This is a genomic window from Kamptonema formosum PCC 10802 (assembly GCF_000332335.1).
In the GTDB taxonomy this organism is placed as follows: domain Bacteria; phylum Cyanobacteriota; class Cyanobacteriia; order Cyanobacteriales; family Oscillatoriaceae; genus Oscillatoria.
In genome coordinates, this window is the sequence record NZ_KB235948.1 from 2894520 (window position 1) to 2903303 (window position 8784).

The following is an 8784-nucleotide window of genomic DNA, read 5'->3' on the forward strand; positions in this document are numbered from 1 at the left end:
GTTGTTAGCTAGGTAGTAGTCTAAGCTGACATAAGGCGAGAAAGTGCGTCCTTCTGCTATGCCGAATGTTTGCAGGTGTTTGAGGAGTTGATCGCTGTCGAGTCCGGCCAAGTCGGGGTTGCTGGCGCGATAGAAGTTTAGGTCTATTAAGGGGGAGAATTGCCGGTTTTCTGCTACGCCAAATTGTTCTAGGTGGTTGAAGAGTTGCTCGTTTGTGAAGCCGGATAGGTCTGGGTTTTTGGCGCGGTAGTAGTTGAGGTTGGCAAAGGGGGAGAATTGCCGGTGTTCGGTTAAGCCTTTGGTTTGGAAGTGCTGGAGTAATTGCTGGGGGGTGGTTATGCCGGCGGCGGCTAAGTCGGGGTTGCCGGTGGCGTAGAAATCGGGGTCAAATAATTGGACGGACATGTGCGCTCCTTGAGATTTTTACTGTTAATATGGCCTTGGGGCCACAATGGGTTCTTTCGTCAGCCAGCCTGACAAACTGGCAAATTATGAATATATATACTCAGCTGTATAGCAAGCGCATTGCGGATATTTTTATGTCCTAATATGTGAGAGATTTAGAATTGCTATATCCGCTTTAAAGAGGGCTGTATAGAAGGGCGCAGTTTTTGAAATAACGCTGAGTAAAATTAAGCAGATAACCCCTAAAAAAAATCTGGATCTTTTAAGACAATCTCCATCATTTCCCTAAAAGAGCGATATCTAGATATCCCAAAAGATGAATTGAAACTGCAAAACCAAGCTTCCCATTCCCCACAAACAGTAACAATTTGAGGATTAAGTAAAAAGATAAATCCCATATCTAAACTACTTATTTCTAGAGCTGTTTGTAGATATTCGGGACGAAAGCTTAAATTGTTTTGGCCTTCGCCGTAGACGAAATATTCTTCGTCTGCTACTGGATCTTGCAAAATTTCCAGAACTTCGTTTATCCAATCTTCGTTACCGTTGGCATACCAATCTAGGTCTTCGGTTGAATAAAATTCGATGCCGTACTTTGATATAGATCGCAACCCATTAGAAGCTTTGAGGAACTCTCGGTAAGAAGGCGGTAAAATTACGCCCAAACGAGCTTCTGCACTGGCAATTTGCTCCTCAGTTGCCTCCGGATAACCTAAATATCCTGATTCTCTCACTTCTGAGAAAAGTTCTGATTTTTGCCTGTCATTTAATGTTTCTATCCGCTTACGGCTCCATTCCATAATACAAACTTTCCAATCAAAATACTTCATAAATATGGCTTAAAAGTTACTTTTTTTAGGCTCGCAAAATATCAAAAACATGTTTTAATTTGTAGGCTCAAAGCTATCTAGAATGGCTACTTTTTAACGCGCGCTTATTTGTCGATTTATTTGGAGGTTTGTAGAATTGCAAAAAAATATGCAATAGCATCGCTAGCTAATCAGAGCGAAGGACAATCTGTTGCGACCTTCAACAACACATGTCCAGAGTTTTCGGTGATAATTCAATCTCTGGGTAGAAGTCTGGATAGACTTTTTATCATTGTGAAGAAGCAAAGCGCTCCTTTTGCTAAAAGTGACAGCTTGAATCAAACGGTTTATCAATGGCAAGTGCCTACATCAAGAGTAAGAAATATTTCCAGTCAAGCCACCTGTCTAAAAATTAGACCCTCTAACCCATTCCTGTCAACACAATCCTTAAAAGCTTGTGACACAAGAACCGTATTAAACTCTGGCAATTGAAAGATCGCCCGGTCTCCTATACAGCCCTCTTTAAAAGCATAAGATTTTATGATCATTACACGACCGCTACTGCGGAATCTGCTGACTACTGCGCGAGTATAGTCTAAACAATCTACAACATCAACTACTTTTAGTACAGCATAATTACCCGACGAGCAAATTAGTGGCAAGAATTGCACGCTTTCCCCAATAAGTGGTTGTAAAATTTTACGGGCTTCTTCACTTACTACAAGAGGATGTCCTGATAGCGAAGGAAAATGCCCGGATTTTTCCCTTCGCTCAATCTCAACAGGAATCGGTTTCCAAGCGCTAGGCATTCCTTCATAATGTTGATACGCTGGATAGCCCATAAAATACATTAAAATTTTAAAGTCTTCGGAATTAACTGCATTAAGGCAATCGTAGGTATCGGAATCTGGTAGAGGATAATACAGGTTCATAAAGCTTAAGATTTTAAGGTTGGGTAGGAAATGTTCCGGATCTTATTTCATCGGAGATTTGGGTCAATATTTCTATTGCCTCATCTCTGCTGGTGGCGGCGCGAAGTCGGATTCTTACTTCATCAATCCCTCTATAAGAGTGTAATCCCCGACCGTGATGGAGATGATTAGGTAGTGGGATTCCATTATTAGCATCATTAATGTCGATTCCATACCTGTCGAGAATATCGCGAGCCTCCTGCGCTCTCCTATGCGTACTAGCAACGATATGATGAGCTTCATCACCGGGATTAAATATCACTCCCGCATCTTGCATGTTTTGGCGAAGTTCTTTGGCATTTTTTCCCGTGTCCCCATGCTGTGCAAGGAAAATCGAATCCCACGGCGAAGGTTGTTCGAGACCTTCGCCAAAACCAGGAAGGCGATCTGGTACAGAACAAATTTCACCCTTTGGAGAATTGATATTATTTGGATCGAGAGCCGGATCTGGAGTTACCGGAAATCCTGGGAGAGGATCAGGAATTAAAACTGGCCCGCTCTCTTTATTGATATTATTCGGATCTAAATCAGGCTTTGGCCCAATCTCAATTGGAGGTTGATCATTTGTGCCCTCCTGATTTAGATAAGGTCTATAAAATCTGTATCAGCCTAGGTCAATAAGACTTTTCCCGTCGTTCTTAAACGAGTTGCGGAGCCGTGACAAAAATTCTCTATCCAGTGTCTTGGCATTTCTCAAGTTCTCCAAGTCTTCGCGTTGCTTGGCTAGTTCTCGGAGCGTCCAAGGGTGATTGACAATCTCCTTATCAAGGATTTTTAATATGTCGTCAGGCCCTCCCTCCATGAATAAATATTCCAAATAAAGAGCGAAGTCAATTGTTCTCAAAGCACAATTCACTACCTCGATAATACAGCTCAGAGAAGGAGCGAGACATGCATCTAAAGTGTAAATAATTGCTATCACTGCTTCCCGCGCCTGCCCGTCGTATCTAGATTCTGAGAAATCCTCAGAATCGGGCATTACATCTTCACTCTCACAAGCATCTCTTAATTGGCGGATTCTTGCCGCATCCACTGGTTTTCCTTGCAAAATTTGCCAAACTTCATCCAGCGCCGTCCGTAACATAGAGATATTTCCCCAATTTTCCGTCCGATAAAAAGCGGCATAGTTGGGAAGCAACCTCTCACAAATAGAAGCGGCAAACGCAATTATATGAGGGTTTGGCAGTGCCTCTATTCCACTTTCCAAGTCATCTAATCTGAGAGGATACTCGAAAGGATTTTCAGCCATTTGATTTTTCCTTTGGATTTATTGCCGATTTTTCCTAGCCTGTCCCGGCCTTCCACTAGGTGGCTGTAGCGGACTGCCTGCTCTAACATTCTCTTCATCCATAAGTTTCGCACAGTTCGGGCAAATATCATGACTTGTCGCGATTATATCAACTTTTACTCCGTGCAAACGAGCCCATTCAATTATTATCCTCTGTGCATGAGGGTTTGAGGTTTTATCCACAGCTTTAATAGGGATTTCATCGGATTGTAGTGAGCTTTGTTGTTTGAGCGTTAAATATCCCCTTCTATAATTGGTAGTTACCACCTTTTGACGCTCACCATTCTCATCTATTACTACACCTACTGCGTATGTGCTTTGTTGTGCAGATCTTTTTCCTGCTGCCAGACCAATCTCGATGGCCCTGGGTCGCAAGGCTTTCTCATCATCTGACAGTTTATCAGGATCGTACTCAATTGGAAAAAGCCAATCTTCTGCCCAAGGTTGTTCGAGACCTTCGCCAAAACCGGGCAAACGATCAGGTGCAGAACAAATTCCCCCGTGAGTGCCCCCATCTTGATCTAAACCAGATCCAGGCCCAGGAAATGGGGGTATTGGTAATGGTTCAGGTAGGGGCCTGGGATTGGGAGTAGGAATAACATTCTTCTCTGAACCGGGAGGGTCTAGAGGATATGTAAGTGGTTCTGGTGGCTGTGGTGGAAAAGTGTCAACAAACGGATTTAAGCTTTCAGAATTGAGAGAGCGATTTATCTGGTCTAAGGCATACAATATCCCTATTCCTGCAAAAGCGATAGCAGCAACAGGTATTACTGCAAGCGGAATCGCAAACTCCCCTGATGGGTCTGTGTCATTTGTAGGACTATTCCCCACATACCGGTACAGATTGACATCCCCACCGGCAAACCCAATCGGGTCCTCACTAATAAATCTTCCTACCCCTGCATCATAATAACGCGCCCGGTAGAAAGAAAGCCCCGTCTCCTCATCCAACTCCCGCCCCGTATAACCAAAGCGGAAGTCCACATTCGGATTCGTCTCACCCGTTACCTTCCCAAAGCTATCATACGTGAGGTGATTTTGTAAAGCCCCCGCCTCATTAACCAAATCCCGCACTGTCCCCTGATTATCTGTCAGCGCCCACAGCACCTGGCCCGAAGCACTTTCATCCGCCAAAATCTGGTCAATTACCGGCCCGTGCAAATAGCGGTGAGTCTGATTCCCACTCCCATCAAACGTCAGAGCAATGTGCTCCCCGTCATAGACCAAACGCTCCACTGATGGCAGGGCCGGCCCCCCTCCATCCCCATCTATCTCCTTCCCAATGCGCCGGTCAAAAACATCGTAAACATACTCAACTGACTTAATTATACCGCCACTGCTATTTTTAGTCACAGCAGCAATCAACCGGTTGCGGTAATCCCAGCTGTACTCCGTTACCTCACCCGTAGCAATCTTAACCCGCTTAGTCCGGTTCCCCTCAGCATCATACTCGTAATTGTAAACTCCATCTGACTTCAGCTGGTTATTCGCCAGAGTCTGGTATCCCGTATTAGTGCGGTTGCCATTCCCGTCATAACTATAAACCTCATCATTTTGGTAACTGTGGTCTGTACCCGTCACCTGGTTGCGGTCGTCATAGCTGTAGTTGCTGCTGCCATCGCTAGAAGCAAACTGAGCAATCCGGCTAGCCGCATCGTAACTCCAATTATAATTCGCAAACGTCGCCGTCCCTTTGCGATGAGTTAATTGAGTCAGCCGTCCCGCACTGTCATAAGTATAGCCGGTAGTCGCCACCTGTTGCGTCCCCGCCAAATCGCTGTAGCGAGAGACACCCGTCATCTGGCCAGCAGCATCATAGGCCATGTCCACTCGTTTGCTCGCTACCCCATTCCCGCTTTGAGTAATTCGAGTAACGCGGTTGAGAGGATCGTAAGTGAAAAATTCACTCCCCTTTACCTGACTGTTAATTGTATCAGCTACGGACAGCAAATTGTTGGCACTATCATAAGTATAGCTCAACAAGACATTCGGCGCAAAAGGCGTCCCCGCATTACTCACCGCAGTCACGCGACCGGCATCATCGTAAGTATAGTCATAAGTCGAGTCCGGGTCGCTAACAGTATCAAGCTGGTCCGCCGCATCGAAAGTATAAGTAATTGTGCGGGCGGCATTTCCACCGGCATCCAGCCACTGCTCAGAAGAAAGCCGGTTAAGCTCATCATAGACAAACTTGCGGACGCGATTATTGCGGTCAGAAGCTGTCAGCTGGTTGCCGGCGGCATCATAAGTGTAAGCACGCTTTAGCCCCAGCTGATTAGTTTCCTCAACCAGCCGGTCCAAATCATCGTAAGTGAACGCCGTAGTGTTCAGACCTGGGTCAGTGACAGAAAGGACATTGCCGACAGCATCATAAGCTGTGGCCGTCGTTTTGTTGAGAGCGTCCGTAAACGCAATTTGGCGATTTAGAGGGTCGTAGTTATAGCGAGTGACGTGCCCCAAAGCATCCGTGACCGCAATCGTATTGCCATTGGCATCATATTCTGTCCCAATCGTCTGACCCAGAGGATCTCTAACAGAAGAAAGCCAGTTGCGACTGTTATAAGTGTACTCAGTAGTGCGCCCCAGTTCATCAGTGACAGCAATCAGATTGCCTATAGCATCATACTTGGCAGCCGTTGTTTTCAAAAGCGCATCAATCGTGCCGGTGCGCCGGTTTAGCCCATCATAGACATACTGTGTTTTCCGTCCCAGCGCATCAGTCACTGACAGCTGGTTGCCGGCGGCATCATACGTGTAGGCAGTGGTGTGCGAGAGGGGATCTGTAACGCTCTTGCGGCGATTTCGAGCGTCGTAAATAAAAGAAGTCGTGCGTGTCAGTTCATCGGTAATAGCAGTCAGATTGCCGGCACCGTCGTAATCAAACGCAGTAATGCCATTCAACGCATCGGTGCTTTGGGAAAGCCGGTTGCGATTGTCGTATGCGTGCAGAGTGGTTCGCCCGAGTTGGTCAGTTTCAGCAATAACATTGCCGGCGGCATCGTAACTCATGGCAAAAACGCCATTTAAGGCATCGATTTCCTGAATCAGCCGGCCTAAATCGTCATACTCGTACTCAGTCCTGTGCCCGTTAGCATCAATTTGGGCAACCATTTGATTCGCCGCATCGTACTCAAAAATCGTCGCCTTCCCCAGCGGGTCAATCAGCCGAATCAACCGACCGCGAGCGTCGAAAACCATATTAGTCCGGTTCCCATTCGCATCGAAAGTGGAACTGACGTTATTGTCGAAATCATACCGCATCTTATCCCGCGAACCATCGGGATTGACAGTTTCAATCAAACGATTCCGACTGTCATAGCGACTCTCAGTTTTCCGCCCCAATGGGTCAACCACCAGCACCTGATTCCCCGACTGATCGTAAGTATAAGAAGTCACCGGCTTAGTTTGAGGTCCACTGCCATCCGGGTCAGCTTCAACCATCCTCACCAGCTGGTTCATCACATCATATTCGTACTCCGTCCGATTGCCATTCTCATCAATCATAGCAGTCTGATTGCCGGCATCGTCATACTCCATCCGCTGCACCGCCTCATCCGGAGTCCCTTTTGCAAAAGTCGTTTTAACCAGCCGGTTCATGGCATCGTACTCATACTCCATCCGATTGCCATTCTCATCAATCATAGCAGTCTGATTGCCGGCAGCGTCATACTCCATCCGCTGCACCGCCTCATCCGGCGTACCTTTTGCAAAAGTCACCTCAACAAGCCGGCCAAAATTATCATAATCGTAATCCGTCACCCGCCCCAGAGGGTCAGTCTCAGTATCAACCAGATTCTTGTCAGTATAAGTGTAGTGAGTGATAACATCATCCCCACCGCCAACAGAACCAACAACCCGAGTTTCAGACAGCGTATTCCCAGTCAGCGTGTCAATTTCATAAAGCGTCTGCCGGCCTAACTCATCCGTCACACTCGTCACCTGATTGAAAATCGGGTCGTAAGTATAACTGCGCTTCCCAGTTCCCCCACCCCCCACAGAATTAGTCGTATTCAGCCTGACAGAAACATTATTGCTGAAACTGTTCCCCGTCACCAAATCCCTGTCGCCATCAAAATCCAGATCCGCCAGCGCCACAGATGCCGGCCCATAACTGACAGCCACATCATTTCCAGCTACAAAAAAGCCATCCCCCTGACCCAAAAGCACCGATACTTTGCTGTCAGAACGATTGGCGATAGCGATATCTTTCTTGCCGTTCCCGTCAGCGTCTCCTACAGCTAGCGCTACAGGTTCAGACCCAACCGTATAATCAGTCTGCGCTCCAAAAGTTCCACTCCCAGAACCCAACCGCACTGACACCTTATTGGTCAAACGATTTGCCGCAATAATATCCGAGTCACCATCACTGTCTAAATCTGACAGCTCCACTGCGGAAATCCCAACCCCAAATGCCACCTGACTCCCAGCTCCAAAAGAGCCATCGCCATCCCCCAACAGCACCGACAAGTTGTCAGAATTGCTATTGGCGCTAACAATGTCAAAGTCGCCATCCCCATCCACATCTCCTATCGCCACACCCACCGGAGTGAACCCAACCGAGTAATCAGTTTCAGGCGCAAAAGTGCCATCTCCATTCCCCAGTCGCACGGATACGCGGTTCAAGGCGGCGCTAGTCGTAACCATGTCTAGATTATCATCCCCATTCAAATCCTCTAAAGCTACAAAGTCAGATCCGACTGCCACCTCGTAGTCAGTAACAGTAAAATTGCCCTCGCCATCCCCCAATAAAACTGAGTAATAGTCACTGTCAAAGCCATAAGCTAAACCAAACCCAGCCACGACAGCATCTTGAAAACCGTCTCTGTTTACGTCTCCCGTTGCAACCGAAAATGGCGCTAACTTGACCGCATACTCACTGTTGGGAGCAAAAGTGCCATCGCCATTTCCCTGCAGCACCGATACGCTGTTAGAACTGCTATTTGCAGTAATGACATCAAAGTCTGAATCCCCATCAATATCTGACACCGCTACCGAAACCGGACTCAAGCCGGTAAAATAATCCCCTCCTAACGCAAATAGCTCACCCGTATTCCCTGTTGGGGACTCAGACGCGCCCGAAATTTCATCAGAAATGCTAATTACATTCCCCTTCTCGTCGTATTCATACTCAGTAACTTGACCCCTGCCATTTTTCCTGTCAGTTACCAGATTCGACTCATTGCGCTCAACACCTGGCAAAAACCCACCGCCATCCCTTGCGGAAACCGCTTGACCGGCACCGTCAAGAATGGTAGACTTCACATTGCCATTCCCATCAGCTTGGCTTGATTCCACATCCCCCAAAGCAAAC

General features: G+C 47.0%; 5 protein-coding genes and 1 pseudogene. All 6 read right to left on the reverse strand.

From position 1 onward, the window contains the following. Positions 1 to 405 (reverse strand): annotated as a pseudogene (locus OSC10802_RS52860) (hypothetical protein); the annotation flags it as partial. Positions 406 to 647: 242 nt separating this feature from the next. Continuing rightward, positions 648 to 1205: an SMI1/KNR4 family protein gene (locus tag OSC10802_RS0112400; RefSeq protein WP_198525107.1), complete on the reverse strand. Its 558-nt coding sequence runs from the start codon at positions 1203 to 1205 to the stop codon at positions 648 to 650. Positions 1206 to 1606: 401 nt separating this feature from the next. Then, on the reverse strand, positions 1607 to 2146 hold the full coding sequence (locus tag OSC10802_RS49640; RefSeq protein ID WP_017717091.1) for an imm11 family protein: 540 nt from the start codon (positions 2144 to 2146) through the stop codon (positions 1607 to 1609). 13 nt (positions 2147 to 2159) lie between these two features. Continuing rightward, positions 2160 to 2462: an AHH domain-containing protein gene (locus tag OSC10802_RS56430; RefSeq protein ID WP_071593302.1), complete on the reverse strand. Its 303-nt coding sequence runs from the start codon at positions 2460 to 2462 to the stop codon at positions 2160 to 2162. A 327-nt stretch (positions 2463 to 2789) separates the two neighbouring features. Beyond that, entirely contained in the window at positions 2790 to 3434 is a 645-nt protein-coding gene (locus tag OSC10802_RS0112420; protein ID WP_017717094.1) for a DUF416 family protein, read from the reverse strand. An 18-nt stretch (positions 3435 to 3452) separates the two neighbouring features. After that, positions 3453 to 8768: an FG-GAP-like repeat-containing protein gene (locus tag OSC10802_RS39935; RefSeq protein ID WP_198525108.1), complete on the reverse strand. Its 5316-nt coding sequence runs from the start codon at positions 8766 to 8768 to the stop codon at positions 3453 to 3455. Positions 8769 to 8784 lie beyond the last annotated feature (16 nt).